This window comes from Dyadobacter fermentans DSM 18053 (assembly GCF_000023125.1).
Taxonomy (GTDB): Bacteria; Bacteroidota; Bacteroidia; order Cytophagales; family Spirosomataceae; genus Dyadobacter; species Dyadobacter fermentans.
Genome location: NC_013037.1, coordinates 5,550,832 through 5,568,840, shown reverse-complemented (window position 1 = coordinate 5,568,840; position 18,009 = coordinate 5,550,832). Strand labels below are relative to the sequence as shown.

Annotated in this window: 14 protein-coding genes; 12 read left to right on the top strand and 2 right to left on the bottom strand. The window is 47.0% G+C overall.

Annotation, left to right across the window (positions count from 1 at the left end; genetic code table 11):
* Positions 1-62: 62 nt before the first annotated feature.
* Both DFER_RS22960 and DFER_RS22955 read right to left on the bottom strand, forming a co-directional pair.
* The gene (locus DFER_RS22960; RefSeq protein ID WP_041736624.1) at positions 63-2,153 is read right to left on the bottom strand and encodes a prolyl oligopeptidase family serine peptidase; all 2,091 of its coding nucleotides are present in this window, start codon (positions 2,151-2,153) and stop codon (positions 63-65) included.
* Positions 2,154-2,247: 94 nt separating this feature from the next.
* Positions 2,248-3,171, bottom strand: coding sequence for a YjiK family protein (locus DFER_RS22955; RefSeq protein WP_015814049.1), 924 nt, complete (start codon positions 3,169-3,171; stop codon positions 2,248-2,250).
* A 92-nt stretch (positions 3,172-3,263) separates the two neighbouring features.
* On the opposite strand from DFER_RS22955, the gene aspS reads away from it, so the two are divergent.
* From aspS to DFER_RS22895, 12 genes are all read left to right on the top strand, one after another.
* On the top strand, positions 3,264-5,033 hold the full coding sequence (aspS, locus tag DFER_RS22950) for an aspartate--tRNA ligase (RefSeq protein ID WP_015814048.1): 1,770 nt from the start codon (positions 3,264-3,266) through the stop codon (positions 5,031-5,033).
* 129 nt (positions 5,034-5,162) lie between these two features.
* Positions 5,163-7,538, top strand: coding sequence for an SLBB domain-containing protein (locus DFER_RS22945; protein ID WP_015814047.1), 2,376 nt, complete (start codon positions 5,163-5,165; stop codon positions 7,536-7,538).
* A gap of 28 nt (positions 7,539-7,566) precedes the next feature.
* Positions 7,567-8,634: an LPS biosynthesis protein gene (locus tag DFER_RS22940; RefSeq protein ID WP_015814046.1), complete on the top strand. Its 1,068-nt coding sequence runs from the start codon at positions 7,567-7,569 to the stop codon at positions 8,632-8,634.
* A gap of 58 nt (positions 8,635-8,692) precedes the next feature.
* Positions 8,693-9,463, top strand: coding sequence for a glucose-1-phosphate cytidylyltransferase (rfbF, locus tag DFER_RS22935; protein WP_015814045.1), 771 nt, complete (start codon positions 8,693-8,695; stop codon positions 9,461-9,463).
* A 9-nt stretch (positions 9,464-9,472) separates the two neighbouring features.
* Complete coding sequence (rfbG, locus tag DFER_RS22930; protein ID WP_015814044.1) at positions 9,473-10,552, top strand: CDP-glucose 4,6-dehydratase; 1,080 nt, start codon at positions 9,473-9,475, stop codon at positions 10,550-10,552.
* Positions 10,545-11,441 (top strand): NAD-dependent epimerase/dehydratase family protein, encoded by an 897-nt coding sequence (locus DFER_RS22925; protein ID WP_015814043.1) that lies wholly within the window; start codon positions 10,545-10,547, stop codon positions 11,439-11,441. Before rfbG ends, DFER_RS22925 begins: the two co-directional genes overlap by 8 nt.
* A gap of 2 nt (positions 11,442-11,443) precedes the next feature.
* Positions 11,444-12,766 (top strand): lipopolysaccharide biosynthesis protein RfbH, encoded by a 1,323-nt coding sequence (gene rfbH, locus DFER_RS22920; RefSeq protein ID WP_015814042.1) that lies wholly within the window; start codon positions 11,444-11,446, stop codon positions 12,764-12,766.
* 2 nt (positions 12,767-12,768) lie between these two features.
* Positions 12,769-13,788 (top strand): GDP-mannose 4,6-dehydratase, encoded by a 1,020-nt coding sequence (locus DFER_RS22915; RefSeq protein ID WP_015814041.1) that lies wholly within the window; start codon positions 12,769-12,771, stop codon positions 13,786-13,788.
* The gene (locus tag DFER_RS22910) at positions 13,770-15,116 is read left to right on the top strand and encodes a lipopolysaccharide biosynthesis protein (protein WP_015814040.1); all 1,347 of its coding nucleotides are present in this window, start codon (positions 13,770-13,772) and stop codon (positions 15,114-15,116) included. Before DFER_RS22915 ends, DFER_RS22910 begins: the two co-directional genes overlap by 19 nt.
* A complete protein-coding gene (locus DFER_RS22905; protein WP_015814039.1) occupies positions 15,106-16,029 on the top strand; it encodes a glycosyltransferase family 2 protein in 924 nt (307 codons plus the stop codon). Before DFER_RS22910 ends, DFER_RS22905 begins: the two co-directional genes overlap by 11 nt.
* Positions 16,030-16,046: 17 nt before the next feature.
* Positions 16,047-16,859, top strand: coding sequence for a glycosyltransferase family 2 protein (locus DFER_RS22900; RefSeq protein ID WP_015814038.1), 813 nt, complete (start codon positions 16,047-16,049; stop codon positions 16,857-16,859).
* Between the two features lie 34 nt (positions 16,860-16,893).
* Positions 16,894-18,009, top strand: a complete 1,116-nt coding sequence (locus DFER_RS22895; protein WP_015814037.1) for an EpsG family protein — start codon at positions 16,894-16,896, stop codon at positions 18,007-18,009.

The window sequence follows — 18,009 nt, the reverse complement described above, 5'->3', positions numbered from 1 at the left end:
ATTGGATTGCACATCGGTTACAAAAATTATTAAACATAAAACGGTGATAAGCTGGTTACCCGTCACTTCCACGTCAGCCCCATATTCCGAAACAAAAACGCATAAATATCCGCCTGCGTTTCAAGTGCTTTTTTAGTATTACTAGCGCCGTGGCCGGAGTTGGTATCGATCCGGATGAGTAGCGGGTTAGCCGAAGAATTGCCTGCTTTGGCTTGCAACTCCGCCGCGTATTTGAATGAATGCGCAGGCACCACGCGGTCGTCGTGATCGGCGGTGGTGATCATGGTTGCCGGGTAATGGCCGCCTGCCCGGATATTGTGCAGGGGCGAGTAGCCGTACAGGACTTTAAATTCCTCTGCATTGTCGCTGCTCCCGTAATCGGCGATCCAGTTCCAGCCAATGGTGAATTTGTGAAAACGGAGCATGTCCATTACGCCTACCGCCGGGAAAGCCACTTTGAAAAGCTCGGGGCGCTGGTTCATCACCGCGCCAACAAGCAAGCCGCCATTGGAACCACCCTGAATGGCCAGGCGCTCAGGTGAAGTGTATTTCTCGCGGATCAAGAATTCTGCCGCTGCGATGAAATCGTCGAACACATTCTGCTTTTTGAGCTTCATTCCTTGCTCGTGCCATTTCTCGCCGTACTCGCTGCCGCCACGCAGGTTGGCCTGGACATAAACCCCGCCCTGATCGAAAAACGGGATACGGGTAGGGCTAAACGCAGGCGGCAGGCTCACATTGAAGCCGCCGTAGCCGTAGAGGATCGTCGGGTTGGTGCCATCCAGTTTCAAGCCTTTTTTATAAGTTATAAATGCCGGAATGCGGGTGCCGTCCTTGCTTGGATAGAAAACCTGCTTCGTTTCGTAATCCGACGGTTTGAATGCGACTTCCGGCTCGCGGAATACGCTGCTTTTCCCGCTGGCGATATCGTAGCGGAAAATAGTCGAAGGGTAATTGAAAGAAGTGAAGGTGTAAAACACGAATGCATCGTCCTTCTCACCCCCGAAACCGGCCGCGGCGCCAAGGCCGGGCAATGCGATTTCACTTTGCAGGACGCCCTGCGGGTTGTACACATATGTGCGTGTAGTGACGTCTTTCAGATACGACGCGAAAAGTTTACCGCCGGCCAGCTCCGCGTTTTCCAATGGCTCTTCGCGCTCCGGGAGAATGGGCTGCCATGTCCGGTCAGCCGTTTTGAAGAGCACTACTTTGCCATTAGGTGCCTGGTCGTTTGTTTCGATAAGGAAGTCGGTGCCGATGTTGTCGATCACCCGGAATTGCGAATCGGTTATTTCTTCATGCAGCGGCACAAAACGGGTTGCGCCGTTTTTGAGCGCCCAAATCGCGTTACCATCTTTGCCCTTGCCGCGATCGCTCACGCTCAGAATGGCGTATTGCTCATCCTCGGTCGTGCCTACTGTATGGAACCGCTGCGGGTTTGCGGGGTCTTCGAATACCAGCTTGTCGTCCGTCTGAGGCGTGCCGATGCGGTGGAAAAATACCTGGTGGTTTTCGTTTTTGGCCGCAAGCGCACTGCCGTCGGGCTTGGGATAGCGACTGTAATAGAAGCCGTCGCCCTGCCAGGCCGCGCCTGAGACTTTCACCCATTCCACCTTTTCGGAAAGCTTAGACAGGTCCTGCATTTTCATTACCTGATATTCCTGCCAGTCGGAGCCGCCTTTTGAAAATCCTAAAACGGCATATGCACCGTCTTTGGAGAGGCTGAAAACAGTAAGCCGCGTGGTGCCGTCGGGCGAAAGCTTGTTCGGATCCACCACCACCTCCGGTGTGCCGTCGAGGCCTTTCTGGCGATAAAGTACAGCCTGATTTTGCAAGCCGTCATTTTTATAGAAATAGAAATATTCGCCTTTCTTCCTCGGCGCGGAATATTTGGGATAGTTGTAAGCTTTTTCCAAATCCCGGATAATCTTCTCTCTGAACGGGATGGCACGGAGGTAACCAAATGTAACCTCATTCTGGGCTTTCACCCATTCGGCCGTTTCTTCCGAACGGTCGTCTTCAAGCCAGCGGTAAGGATCTGCCACTTTCACGCCATGATATTCATCGAAATGCGCCTGTTTCCGCGTTTCGGGATAGGCAAGTCGCTGCGTATTGCCGTACTCCGACAATGCCGATGCTGTAATCAAACTCATCAGAAAAATTTTTGAATTCATATAAAACACGGCCGCTTTACGACAAATCTTAATTTCCGGCGAACCGGAAGCGGCCTATGACATGTAGCTGCAATTATTTTCTTTTGTAAAAATTAAGTGACACACTCGCGGCATTCCCTTTTTCACTCAAAGTGTAAAAGCCTTTGTTGTCATGCTCGAAACAGATTGCCTCTCCCTGCGGTTCGGCAGCGACCGTCAAGGTTTTGTTGGGCGACCGGGTGAGTGCCTGGGTTACGCTTTCGCCATTGTTCCTTCTCCAATAATAAACGCCCAGATAGCTGCGTACGAGGATTTCGCTGCCGTCTTTGGAAATGCTGCTGGCAGTGGTGAGCAGCACGCCGGGTACTGATCCCACTTTTTCGGCCACGCTCACGTCGGTGATCGATTGCGGATAGCCCAGGCGGTAGATATTGGTGCCCGTCATTTCTTTCGATAACACAAAAATATCTCTCGTTTGCGGGTCTACGATCAGCGCCTCGGCATCGCGGGGGCCGTCGGGATAGCTGAATGTGATCTTTTGCAATGCATTCTGGCTAAACGAGCCGTCAGCTCCGGAGATTTCGGGAATGCGGTAAATGGTGTTGGTGGGAGCTATCGGCTGGTTATTATTGCCGATATCCGCGATGTAGGCGTAGGAAACGCCATTCTCAGGGCCGGGGCCGATCGCTACTTCCTCCCAATCGCGGTTGTTGCTCCCCGGCAAGTTATATTCCTTGATCGTTTTTCCATCCCTGCTGATGAGGTAAAGCGAGTTGGGCTGGCCCGAATCCTGTATTGTCCAGAGGTAACCCGGCATTGTTGCGCTCGCGGCCAGGCCGGATGCTTCGTCGATGATGCCCGGAGTGATCGGCGACTGTTCGGGAGCGGTTTCGAACTGGTCCGAAAGCCCTCCCCCACCCGGCGACGGCTCGGGATCTCCGCATGAAAAGGTTACGCAGAAAATCAGTGAAGAAAGGATCAGCCTTGCCCGTCCGCCTGCGCGGTCATATATTTTCATAAAAAACACTTCATGTTAGATTTGCTAAAAATACGTACTTTTGCCGCATTTATTATCAGCGACTTTCATTATCTCAGTATTAAAAAAGTTATATGTTACGTACACATACCTGCGGGGAATTAAGCTTAGGACATGTAAATCAAGACGTTGTATTATGTGGTTGGGTTCAGCGCGTCCGCGACAAGGGAGGCATGATCTGGCTCGACCTGCGTGACCGTTACGGCATCACCCAGCTGCTTTTCGAAGAAGGCAAAACCCCTGCAAATGTGTTGGAAACTGCCCGTTCGCTGGGCCGCGAATTCGTCATTTCCGCCAAAGGTGCGGTTATCGAGCGACTGGCCAAAAACGACAAAATCGCAACCGGCGACATCGAGATCCGCGTGGCGGAACTCACCATTCTCAACCCTGCGAAACTGCCTCCGTTCCTGATCGAAGACGAGACCGACGGCGGCGACGACATCCGCATGAAATACCGCTACCTCGACCTTCGCCGGAATGTGGTACGCAAAAATCTGCAATTACGTCATCAGGTGGCGCGTTACACCCGCGCTTACCTCGATAACCTGAATTTCATAGAAGTAGAAACGCCGGTACTTATCAAATCCACGCCGGAAGGCGCCCGCGATTTCGTGGTACCGAGCCGTATGAACCCGGGCGAGTTTTACGCATTGCCGCAATCCCCGCAAACATTCAAACAATTGCTGATGGTGGCCGGCTTCGACCGTTACTACCAGATCGTGAAATGCTTCCGCGACGAGGACCTGCGCGCCGACCGCCAGCCTGAATTCACCCAAATCGACTGTGAAATGTCGTTTGTGACGCAGGAAGACGTGCTCAACACCTTCGAAGGCATGATCCGCGAGCTCTTCTCCAAAGTAAAAGGTATAGACCTGCCGGAAGTGCCGCGTGTGACGTACGCCGATGCAATGCGCCTCTACGGTTCCGATAAACCCGATACCCGTTTCGAAATGCAATTCGTGGAGCTGAAAGGCGACGACCGCGACCTCACTTCCGGCAAAGGCTTCGGCGTATTCGACGATGCCGGCCTGGTGGTGGGTATCAATGCCTCCGGCTGCGCGGGTTACACGAGAAAGCAAGTTGATGAACTGACCGACTGGATCAAACGCCCGCAAATTGGTGCGAAAGGTTTGGTATACGTTCGTTACAATGCCGATGGTTCAATCAAGTCGTCCGTAGACAAATTTTACTCCGAAGAAGAGCTTAAAAAATGGGTGGAGGCGTTTGATGCCAAGCCGGGCGACCTGCTGCTGATCCTTTCGGGACAAGGCGACAAAACACGTAAGCAACTCAACGAACTTCGCCTCGAAATAGGCTCACGCCTGGGACTTCGCAATCCCGATGAATACCGTGCATTATGGGTGATCGACTTCCCGCTATTGGAGTTTGGTGAAGAAGAAAACCGCTGGTTCGCGATGCACCACCCGTTCACCAGCCCGAAACCGGAAGACGTGGACTTGCTCGACAAAAATCTTGGTCAGGTGCGTGCCAATGCATACGATATGGTCATCAACGGCGTTGAAGTGGGCGGCGGTTCTGTACGGATTTTCGAAAAGGAACTTCAACGTAAGATGTTCGAAATCCTTGGATTCTCGGCGGAAGAGGCGCAGGAGCAATTCGGCTTCCTGATGAATGCATTTGAATTCGGCGCACCACCGCACGCCGGCATCGCCTTCGGTTTCGACCGTCTCTGCTCGATTTTCGGCGGCGCCGACTCGATCCGCGACTTCATCGCATTCCCTAAAAACAATTCCGGCCGCGATGTAATGATCGATTCACCTTCGGCGATTTCGGATGCACAGTTGAAGGAGCTGGCGATAAAAGTGGCAGAAACCGCTCAATAATCCTGATCGGAGACGATAAGCCTGATTTGTTCGAAGTTTTTGTAGCTTTGCCACATATTGGGAATTTGTTAGATTGACATTCGTGAAAATTTAAGCCTTATATAAATACACTGCATGCATTATCCATCTATGACCAGACAATACATTGTTGCTATATACTTTGTGTTTCTTATCTTATTCAGTTTTCAAGGCTTCACCCAAAACACTGCACCTGCTACGGCTCCCACCCAATCCCCGGGAACAGCCCCAGTAAACACGAATCAGGCCGTTGAATTCTACAACCAGGCAAAAAGCGCCGGGATGTCAGATATGGATATTGAGAAGGCTGCGTTGCAAAAAGGATATACGCTCGACGATATTTCAACCATTCGCAGGCGTTTGCAGCAAACTTCACAGGACAATACAAAAAGGGACCCTAACCGCGATGCACTGGACGAAACCCGCGAACAGGACGACCAGGACGAGCTGGACGAAGAGACCAATAACGACAAGGATTCGACGGCATCCAGAAATGCCAGATCCCGCATTTTGAGCCGGACATTTGGATCGTCGTTTTTCGGACGGTCCACCGTGACTTTCGAGCCGAATCTTCGGATACCTACTCCCAAGAACTACGTTCTTGGACCGGACGACGAGCTCGTTGTGGATATTTACGGAAATTCCGTCGACAATTTCCGGATGAAAGTTAGTCCCGAAGGAACCGTAAAGATGCTTAACCTGGCTCCCGTTTATATCAACGGACTTACCATCGAACAGGCTAGCGAGCGGATTGTAAATCGGTTAAGACAAGCTTATTCAACTTTGAACAGGCCCGGCTCCGGGACATATTCGACCATCACGCTAGGCAATGTGCGAAGCATTCGTGTGATGGTGGTTGGGGAAGCTGTCCGGCCTGGAACTTACACGGTTTCTTCTTTATCGACTGCTTTTAATGCATTATATGTCTCCGGAGGTCCTGGAATTAATGGATCGTATCGCAATATTGAAGTCATCAGGAACAATAAACTGGTCAAGAAAATTGACTTGTACCGATTTCTGGTAGATGCAGATCTGCAAGACAACATTGCGCTGCAAGACCAGGACATTATTTTGATCCGCCCTTATGAAACTAAATTAGAGCTGAATGGTGCAGTCAAAAAGACAGGAATCTTTGAAGCCAAGCCTGGCGAGACGTTAAAAGATGTTCTTCGTTACGCAGGGGGCTATACGCCGGAAGCATTTACCGACCTTATACAATACCAGCGCAATACAGGCAATAATTTTGTCATCGGCTCTATTGATTCTTCGCAGGTAGCGACCTTTCAGCCTCGAAATGGCGATATTTATGAAGTAAAAAGGATTCTCGAAGTGGTGGTGAACCAGGTAGAGATAAGAGGAGCGGTCACCCGCCCGGGCATTTATCCGCTCGACGAAAGGACCAAGACAGTCAAAGACCTTATCACCATTTCCCAGGGAACGGGGCCAAGAGCCTTTTTGAACCGTGCCCTCCTGGAAAGAGCAAGCGGTGACACTCAAACGGGCCTTGTTGCCATCGATCTCAGGAAACTTTTGAACGGAGAAATCCCCGATATTCAACTTCAACCGGGAGACATTCTGACCATTAAATCGGTCGAGGATCTACGTGAGTTCACTTATCTTTCCATAGGCGGCTCGGTAATTAATCCCGGGGCTTACTACTACTATAAAGATATCACGATTGCTGACCTCATATTCCAGGCTGGTGGCTACACCGAAGGAGGGGTTCCCTATCGCATTGAGGTTTCCCGCCGTGTTAAAAATGATACAACTGGCTTACCTGAAAATCAGAACGTGCGGATTTTCACATTGGATGTGGCGGATAATCTTGTTCTGAATGAAAATGACCAGAAATTCAAACTTCTGCCGTATGACATTGTTCTGGTAAGAAAGTCTCCGAGATATGAAGCTCAGAAAACAGTTACGGTAGTTGGAGAGGTATTGTATCCAGGTACGTACACGATCAGAAACAACTTCGAGAAAATATCCGATTTGTTCCCGAAAGTTGGAGGAATAAAAAAGGAGGGTTATCTAAAAGGAGCTAAATTTTACAGGAACCAGGAACTGGTTGCCCTGGATCTCCAAGCCATTGTCGACAAGCCTTCGATCCCTGCCAATCTGCTTCTGGCCGACGGGGACACACTTGTAATCCCCAAAAGGTCCGAAACCATCCGGATTCAGGGCGGTGTTTATAACCCGTCGCTCGTCAACTTCGACAAAAACTTCACTTTCAAAGAATATATTTCCCAGGCAGGAGGGTTTACCGAAAGAGCAAGAAAAAGTCGCACTTATGTCTCTTATCCAAACGGGAGGACTTACCGCACCACGCGATTGCTGTTTTTCCGCTCTTATCCGAAAGTAGAACCGGGATCTGTGATTACAATTCCAATGAAAGTGGAAAGGCCTGATCGCCAAATGAGCCCTGGTGAAAGGATTGCTATCATTTCGTTGATCAGCACGTTGGCAATTACCGCGATTCGATTCCTCTAACTATCAGCTAGCTTTACACAGTAACACTATGTCTCAGAAAATTGAAACGGGAGAACAGTACGAGCCGGCATTTGAAATACACTTGACTGATGTCATCGCCTTCTTTCGCAAGTATATTTTATTTATAGCTATTGCTGGGGCAGTGGCCGCAGTTTTAGGTTATCTGTTGAGTTATACGCAAACAAAAAAGTATACTGCAAAAACCGTTTTACTGCCGGAGTACAGTTCCTCCCGGTCGTCGTTTTTTAGTCTGGCAGTAAACAACAATGCTGATGGTCCGGGAAACCTTACCCCTGATCTTTATCCTACGGTGCTGGAAAGTACGTCTTTCGGTGAATACCTATTGAAGCAGCCAGTCGTCACTCAATCCGGCCAAAAATATCCTACACTTAAAGAATATTTGTCCAAACCTGCCCCACTAAGTTTGCTCGCAAGGATTCGGTCATTTTTCTCTTTCAGTAAACCGACTAATGAACCTGGCGGGCCTAAGCTCGATCTCAAAGGAAGCGGCGTTTCCTATTATTCCAGGGAGGAGAACGGTTTGATTTCCGGAGCAAAAGGGATGGTATCGGCGTCGATTGAGCAAAAGAATAACCTGATCTCCATCGAATCGGAACTGACCGACCCGGTTTTGGCAGCGATCCTGGTGGAAGACGCAAAAACCTATCTGGTAGACTATGTGGAGGATGTCAGGACTGCCAAATTGAATCAGCAGCTGGATTTTTTGACAAACCGCACCGAGGAAGCGAAAAAACGTCTTAAGAATGCCGAATATGCATTACAAAGTTACCGGGATAAAAACCGCAATCCATTTCTCAATGTGGCGAGAATAGAAGAACAAAGGCTGCAAGCAGAATACACATTAGCACAATCCATTTATTCCGATCTCGTATTTAAACAGGAACAAATGCGGATAAAAGTGAAAGAGGAAAAACCGGTTTTCAAAGTGTTGGAAACTACAAAGGTCCCTCTCAATACGAGCAGCCCAAGAAGGTTAATATTTGCAATAATTTTTGGCGGACTCGGTGTGTTTGCCGCTTTGCTTTACATCGCCATTATCAGAGAGAAATTTCATCTAATATTAATGAAGGACTGACCTACCGTCATTAATCCAGTTCATATTTTCATTTCACACTAACGCTCAATATTAATCTATGAAGGTTGTCTTACTTGCGGGTGGTCTCGGGACCAGATTATCAGAAGAAACTGTTTCAAGGCCCAAGCCGATGGTAGAGATTGGGGGAAAACCCATTCTCTGGCACATCATGAAAATCTATGCAGCACACGGGTTCAACGATTTTGTAATCTGCCTCGGCTATAAAGGTTATGTAATCAAAGAGTACTTTGCCAACTATTTTCTCCATCAGTCGGATGTTACTTTCGATATGATAGAGAATAAAATGGTGATCCATAACTCCCAGGCCGAACCCTGGAAAGTGACGTTGGTGGACACCGGCTATGAAACCATGACGGGCGGACGCGTAAAAAGAGTAGCGCAATATATCAACAACGAACCATTCCTGTTAACATACGGGGACGGTGTCGGTAATGTAGATATTTCAGGCCTTATTGAATACCATCGACAAAATAAGAAGCTGTTGACTGTAACCGCAGTTCAACCGTCCGGTCGTTTTGGAGCATTGAACATCAGCGAGGCGAATCAGGTAAACTCGTTTTTAGAAAAGCCAAAAGGTGACGGTGCCTGGATCAACGGTGGTTTCTTCGTTTGTGAGCCGGAAGTACTGAACTACATCACAGGAGACAGCACCGTATTCGAAGCAGAACCGCTCGAACAAATTGCCGCCGACGGCCACATGGTGGCATACAAACACACCGGCTTCTGGAAACCGATGGACACACTGCGTGATAAGCATGAGCTGGAAAATCTTTGGGGTTCAAATAATGCACCCTGGAAAAACTGGTAAACGAAGGTCATGAATTATCAACATCTCGAAAGATACTATAAGGGAAAAAAGGTATTCCTCACCGGCCATACCGGATTCAAAGGTGCCTGGATGCTCTCCTGGCTGCACGCCCTGGGCGCTCAGGTAAAAGGATATTCCCTTGCTCCCGAAAATGAATACGATTTATACAATGTTATCAATGGAGATGACATGTGTGAGTCGGTTATCGCCGACATTCGCGATAGAGAACGTTTAAAGAATGAAATCATCTCGTTCTCTCCCGATTTCGTTTTCCACCTGGCTGCGCAACCACTCGTCAGGCTGTCGTACGAAATACCCGCAGAAACCTTCGATGTCAATGCAGTTGGAACAGCCAATGTGCTCGATGCGATACGGTTCCTTGATAAGCCCTGTGCCGGGATTTTCATTACTACTGATAAGGTTTATGAAAATCAGGAATGGCAATATCCCTACCGGGAAAATGATCGCCTGGGTGGATATGACCCGTATAGCGCGAGCAAGGCATGTGCTGAACTGATTATCAGTTCCTATCGAAATTCATTTTTCAACATCAACAGCCATTCCGCGCATCAAAAGGCCATCGCCAGCGCCAGGGCTGGAAACGTTATTGGCGGAGGTGATTGGGCAAAAGACCGGATCATACCTGATATCATTCGTGCATTGCGCCAGGATCAGCCGGTGTCGGTTAGAAATCCGCTATCGGTACGCCCATGGCAGCACGTGCTTGAACCGCTCGGCGGCTACCTGCACCTGGGCACGAAACTGATCGATGATCCTACCACATTTTCCGATGCCTGGAATTTTGGCCCGCTGTCGGAAGACAACCTGACCGTTGAAGAGCTTGTCAACATTGCTTTGAAAGCCTGGGGTAAGGGAGCTTACGATAAACCAGGACTGGTCGGTCAGCCACATGAAGCCGGATTATTAAAACTAGATATCAGTAAGACAGTGGCTAATCTGGGCTGGAAGCCTAAATTCACTGCGCGTGTGGCCATTCAAAACACACTTGAATGGTACTTGAAAACAGAGCAAGGAGAGCAAGCGGCGGATTTGACAACACAACAGATTGCACAATTTAGTTATGGATAAGATCAAAGTCATTATTCTCGGCGCTTCGGGGTTTGTAGGACGTAATCTGATGGAAGTTTTTCGAGAAAATGAGTCTATCGAAGCAATTCCAGGTTCCAGTTCCGAAAAGCCAGGCCATTTGTGGCTCGACATTCTTAAACCCGACACCTGGGAGAACCTGGTCCACTTACAGCCAGACATTGTAATCGATGCGAGTGGTTACGGAATAGTCAAATACCAGCAGGACCTGCACCTTCTTTACGACATTAATTATCTAAAAAAGAGGGATTTTCTCGATTATGTTGCTCAGAACCACCCGAATGTGTTCTGGGTTCAGGTTGGGACCGCATTTGAATATCAATTGGAGCAGGAAACTTTAACCGAAGAGACCCCCTGTTTACCAAAAACACACTATGGAATTTCAAAAATGATGTTTTCGCAGTACCTACTTCACAAACCGGGCATACGCTTCACAATACTCCGCCCATTCGGCATGTTTGGAGAGGGCGAAGACAATTCGAAATTCTTTCCCCTGTTAATCAACGCTCAGAAGGATAAGCAATCCATTGATCTCTCGGATGGCTCGCAAGGCAGGGACTATATGTATGTGCGCGACCTGGCCTCATTCGTACTTCATAAAATTACTTCCCGACCTTTACAGGAGATTGAGAACCAGGTCATCAACCTTGGCTCAGGAACTTGCCATAGTCTGAGGGACCTTGCAGAGCGTTTTGCGAAGGAAATCCCCGATTTTAACCCTGAACTCTGGAACTGGGGTGCCATTCCGCAGCGCTCAGGAGAGAATGACAAGTTTTACAATGCATCCACAAAAGCCGTGTCTCTAGGCTTCAAAAACTATAACTTACAGGAGGCGATCAGAAACACGGTAAAATTTTATTACACTAACTAACTATGGAACAATTATTAGCTCAGCTAGCCAATATAGATCAAAATCTGTTAAACGCACTGCTTCCTGTTATTCAGGCCAAGATCAAAAGAGAGATCATTCCCGGCGAAAGCTACATACCGGTTACCGGTAAGGTAATAGACGAACAGGATCTTCTATATGGCGTAGATTCGATGATTGACGGCTGGCTGACGACAGGACGTTTTGGAAAGAAATTTGAATACCAGTTCGCCAAATATTTCGGCTCGAAGTCATCCATTCTTGTCAACTCAGGGTCCTCAGCAAACCTTTGTGCATTCTATGCCCTTACTTCACCCAAATTAGGTGACAGGCAGATCAAGCCCGGAGACGAGGTTATCACGGTAGCGGCCGGTTTTCCTACCACCGTCAATCCAATGATCCAGTATGGTGCGGTGCCGGTATTTGTCGACATAGATATTCCTACTTACAATATCAAGGCAGAACGCATTGAACAGGCCGTCTCTCCGAAGACAAAGGCAATCATGATTGCCCACACGCTCGGTAACCCGTTCAACCTGGATGTGGTAATGGAGGTTGCTAAAAAGTACAATTTGTGGGTTATCGAAGATGACTGCGATTCACTGGGCGCAACGTATCGTGATCAGAAAACGGGAACTTTCGGGGATCTGGCAACGGTGTCGTTCTACCCTGCTCACCACATTACGATGGGCGAAGGCGGAGCTGTACTGATCAACAATGCCAGATTGAAAATGATTGTAGAGAGCTTCCGCGACTGGGGGCGCGATTGCTATTGCGAAACGGGCAAAGACAACACTTGCCGTAAACGTTTTGAATGGCAGCTCGGCGATCTTCCTTTTGGCTACGACCACAAATACACGTATTCACATATCGGCTTCAACCTTAAAGTGACTGATATGCAGGCTGCAATCGGTTTGAGCCAATTGCAGAAGGCCGATGCATTTGTTGAGAAGCGCAGAATTAACCACCAGCTTCTGTACAACGTTCTCAAGCCATTCGAAGAGCATTTCATTCTGCATGAAGCTACGCCACACAGCAATCCAAGCTGGTTTGGCTTTATGGTCACGATTCGGCCGGGCAGCAAAATCAACAGAAGCGACCTAACGCAGTATTTGGAAGAACAAAAAATCGGAACGCGTTTGCTGTTTGCAGGTAACCTTATCCGCCAGCCGGCCTACAAGGGCATTGTACACCGCATTGAAGGCGACCTGACTAATACCGATATTGTCATGAACGATTCATTCTGGCTGGGCGTTTGGCCGGGTTTGAACCAGAATCACTACGACTACATCGCAGAAACGATCCGTCAATACATATCTACACTATAACTATGCGCTATCTTATAACCGGAGGCTGCGGCTTTTTGGGTTCAAATCTTGGGGCAGAGGTCCTCAAAAGAGGCGACGAGCTTTTCGTATTCGATAACTTGTTCCGCTACGGCTCCGAGCAAAACCTGGCCTGGCTACGGCAACAAGGTGATTTCAAGTTCTACCATGCGGATATCCGGTCTTACAACGACGTCGAGTTTGCCATTCGTGATGCCAAGCCTGATGTCGTGTTCCATTTGGCCGGCCAGGTGGCGATGACGACCTCTCTGGCAAACCCGCGACTGGATTTCGAAATCAATGTCCTTGGCGGAAACAATTTGTTGGAATCGGTCCGTAAATATGCGCCGGAAGCCATCGTAACTTACTCATCTACCAATAAAGTATACGGGGATTTTGATTGGGTAAATTTCCAGGAAACCCCTACCCGATTCGAAGCTCAGAACTTTGAAAACGGCTTTAAGGAAGATATTCCGCTCCAATTCCAGTCACCTTACGGCTGTTCGAAAGGTGCCACAGATCAATACATGCTGGATTACGCCAAAATGTTTGGTCTTAAAACAATCGTTTTCAGACATTCGTCTATTTTCGGAGGTCGGCAATTTTCTACCTTTGATCAGGGATGGGTCGGCTGGTTTGTCCGGCAGGCTGTCGATATCAAGAACGGTGTCTTGAAGGACAAATTTACCATTTCCGGGAACGGAAAACAGGTTCGCGATCTATTGTTTGCCGACGACTTGATCAACTGCTATTTTTCCGCCATTTCAAACACGGATCAAACTGTCGGAGAGGCATTTAATATTGGTGGAGGAATGGAAAACAGTTTATCTCTACTAGAATTGTTTAAAATTCTTGAAGGCAAGCTGGGAGTCGAAATGTCATACGAAGAACTTCCATGGCGGCAGAGCGATCAGAAGGTCTTCGTTGCAGATACTTCGAAAGCCTATTCACGTTTCGGATGGGCTCCGCTGATCAGCAAAAATGAAGGTATTGACAAAATGATAGAATGGGTTTCGGGCAATTAACCGGTTTGTTGCGGATCGAACAGAGTGAGCGAAGCAGGAACATAAACCGCCAGATTCTTTTTTCGTTTCTGGCGAAAGGCATTGCTATGCTTATCTCGTTGGTCCAGGTACCGTTATTGTTCAAACATCTTGGGAATGAGTCATACGGGATTTGGTTGACCATTCTTTCAGTAGTATCCTGGCTTAGCCTCTCCGATATCGGTATCGGTAACGGTCTGAGAAATCGGGTAGCCGAATCCCTGGCACTAAACAACCAATCGGCCGCCAAAGAGTATGTATCGACAGCCTACTTATGCCTGGGTTCGATCATCCTGACGGTTTTGGTGTTATGTCTAGCCGTAATTCCCTTTTTAGATTGGCAAAGCATTTTTAATACAAGTAAGTCACTATCCAACAACACGTTGCGAATCACACTCTCGTGGATCGTAGCATCGACATTGCTTGGGTTCATTCTTGCCCTCGTCAATCAGGTATTAAATGCAATTCAGCAAAACTCCCTGACAGCGTGGCCGAATATCATCTTCGGCTCGCTGTTCATTGGTTCAATATACCTTTTCCCAGGATTTATCAATGGCGATCTGGGCGCGGTTGCCTTCACATACTCGACGCTCTACATTGTTTCATTCTTAGGCTTCTCGATTTTTATTTACAAAACATGGCCTTACCTGACGCCCTCCGCGAAACTTTTTAAGCGTAGGCACGTCAAGAGCATCCTGAACATCGGTTTGAATTTCTTTATCATTCAGGTAGCGGCCATTATCATTTTCTCAACAAGCAACTTCATCATTACCAGACTATTCGGGCCTGCTCATGTGACCTATTTCAACATCACGTTCCGGGTGTTCAACATGATCAGCATCATACTCGCGATGGTAATGACCCCGCTCTGGTCGGCGTATACGGAAGCTTATCTGAAAAAGGATTATTCCTGGATACGCGGTCGTCTCAGGCTGCTCAACACACTGATTGTTCCAGTATTCGTTGTAATTGTGGGTACCATCCTGTTCTTCGATCAAATCGTGGAGTTTTGGATGAAGACGAAAATTGAGACCCCTGCCTATCTTCCGTTGCTAATGGGCATTTATACGCTCATAACGATCTGGAATAATATATATGCCTATTTTTTGAATGGTATTTCACGCACTAAGGAACAACTCGTCACCTCCATCATTGCCATGGTCCTGAACCTGCCGCTTGCGGTCTTCCTGGGAAAATATATGGAAATGGGTGTGAATGGTGTAGTCCTAGCCTCGGTTATATCACTTGCATTTTTTGCATTTGTCGGACCTATCACCAGCTATAAAATACTGAGGAAACATGAACAATAACCCCCTCGTTTCAATCGCAATTCCAGTCTACAACCGTGAAAAGCTGATAACGGAAACATTGGAATCGGCACTTTCCCAAACCTACCCCAATTTTGAGGTAGTAGTGGTGGATAATCAAAGTACCGACAACACGTGGGCTATTCTGCAAGAAATTGCCCGAAAAGATGAAAGGGTCAGAATATTTCAGAATGAAACCAATGTAGGCCCGGTAAGAAACTGGGAGCGCTGCTTTAACCTGGCGGAGGGTGAGTACGTAAAAATTCTATGGTCCGACGACCTGATTGAAAGTGATTTCCTTTCGGAGACCATGGCGGTATTCGCACCTGATGTTGCTTTTGTAATGACAGGTTATAAGGAGATTACGAGCGATGGGAAGGTATTGGAAAAGTCCACTTACCAACAACACACGACCATTTCGATTTCAAAGTATCGGGACGAGAAATTGTACATCAACAATATCTCCTTTCCGGACTCTCCCGGATGCGCCATTTTCCGGAAATCTGACATTGTAGAAAGTCTTGTGATCGACATTCCAAATTCCGACAATTTAAATTTCCCAAGATACGGTGCAGGTAATGATTTGCTGATTTTTCTGCTATCAACCCGGAATCCTTCGTACTCGCGCATCGCCTGCGTTAACAAATACCTATCTAAATTCAAACATCACCAGGAATCTATCACGACAACAAATAGCACGACCTTAAAAATTTACTATGATTGGGCTAAATGGTATTTTATTAAAAATTACTACAACCAAACTAAGGTTAAACAGCAATTCAAGGCGCGGATTCTTTTCAATACTTACAAATACCATTATGGCCAGAACCTATTGAAAAGCATTGATGGATATGTGAGTGTTGCGTTCATGGCGAAGAAAATCATGAAAATCACACAAAGAAAATTAAATTCCTAGTAACAATCGATCTCCTCATGAATCAAGATCGCCCGAAAATATCAGTCATAACTGTTGTAAGAAACGGTGAAAGATACATTGAAGATACGATTCAAAGTATTATAAATCAGACTTACGACAATTTTGAATACATAGTTATCGACGGCAAGTCCACCGATAATACCTTGAATATCATCAGGAAGTACGAATCGCAAATCTCTTACTGGATAAGCGAGGCGGATAAAGGCATTTACGACGCCATGAACAAAGGTGTTCGTGCGGCTACGGGGGACTGGCTCTTGTTCATCAATGCTGACGACTTCCTTTTCGATAACGACGTACTTGCCAATGCTGCGCCGGCACTGGGGAAATCCAAGAGCTTGGTGGTCTACGGTAAAGTATTGCGGGTCTATTCAAAAGGGTCGAATCAGGTAATAGGCTCAGAATGGTCGGAGTTGAAGCATTATTGCAGAAACATCAGAATGAACATCTCGCATCAGGGGACATTTCATTCAAAACAGCTTTTTGCAAATCGGATGTTCGATACCAGCTTTCGGATTGCCGGTGATTATGACCTCCTTCTGAGTTACCTCAACAAGAACGATGCCGAATATCTGCCATTGACGATTGCACAAATGCGGACTGAAGGGGTAAGTGCCACTTCCAGCAATAGACTCTTACTCAGCGAAATACGCCGCGTGCAGATAAACAACGGCATTTACAAACGAATACCTTCCTACGGCTGGTTCAAATCCGCATTCAGAATAACTTTTAATAACAAAATCATCAAACTGATAGGTATCGAAAGAAAAGATAAGATCAAGCAGCTTCTCAATCGTAGAAAAGCTTGAATAGAAATTCAATCATTACAATAAATCGCCAATAATGCTCTATTACATCATATTCAGTGTCCTTACACTAATTGCCCTGCTGGAAATGGTGACCGTTCCTGAACGGATTAAGAAAGCGATTTACATAACGATGTGCATAATATTTGTAATGATAAGTGGTTTGCGCTGGAATACAGGTAACGACTGGAAACCATATTATTCTTTCTTCACAAGATTTACAGCCGACGACCCTGTCTTCCTGCTGCGAATGGAACCTGGGTATGTCCAGTTTGTCAAGTTTCTCAGGATATTTTCTGCAAGCTTCACGTTTTATTTGATGGCATTGGCGATCATTACGGTAAGCATCAAGACGATATTTTTTTATAGATATGCTGGTGCTGTGTTTCTTGCGCTCGTACTCTATTGGGGAACATTCTTAGGCGATGTGATGGCTGTCCGGCAGTCAATAGCCATTAGTCTCTGTGTGCTTGCTACCCATTTTATCATTACCCGACGTGCCTGGTATTTTATTATTTGCACCATCGTAGCAGCACAAGTACACGTTACCGCTTACATATTTTTACTAGCCTATCCTATTTATTACGCAAATTGGAGCGTTCGGTACAAATATGTATTTCTCGTCATTTCCATCATATTCGGGTCATTCAGCATTTCTGAAAATATACTAGAATTGTTGACAAGGCTGGTTCCAGCGGGGGTGGGATTAGACCGAGTGAATCAGAAAGCACTGGCCTATCTTGAAATTGGAAATGAAATAGGCTCTACGGCCGAATTGAGTAAGATGCAGCGGCTAGTGGCGGCCCTGGCAAAACGGGCAGTAATGCTTCCAATTTTCTTCTATTTTCAAGAACGATTTACCATTTCAAAGGATAAATACAAAGGCTTTCTCAACTTGTACACATTCGGGAACGTCGTATTTTTCTTTGTAGTTGACTTTTTGACATTACAGAGAGCAGCTACCTACTTTTATACTTTCGAAATTTTGATGCTATGCATCATATACATTAACGTCAAGAGCAAGTCGGTTTGGTTTATCATCATTATCACCTATGCGCTGTTCAAAATGATATCTATCATTTTAGGTGCATATGGCTTGCTTGTTCCTTACATCTGGATTTTCTCTGAAAATACGTATCGATACGTCTACTAA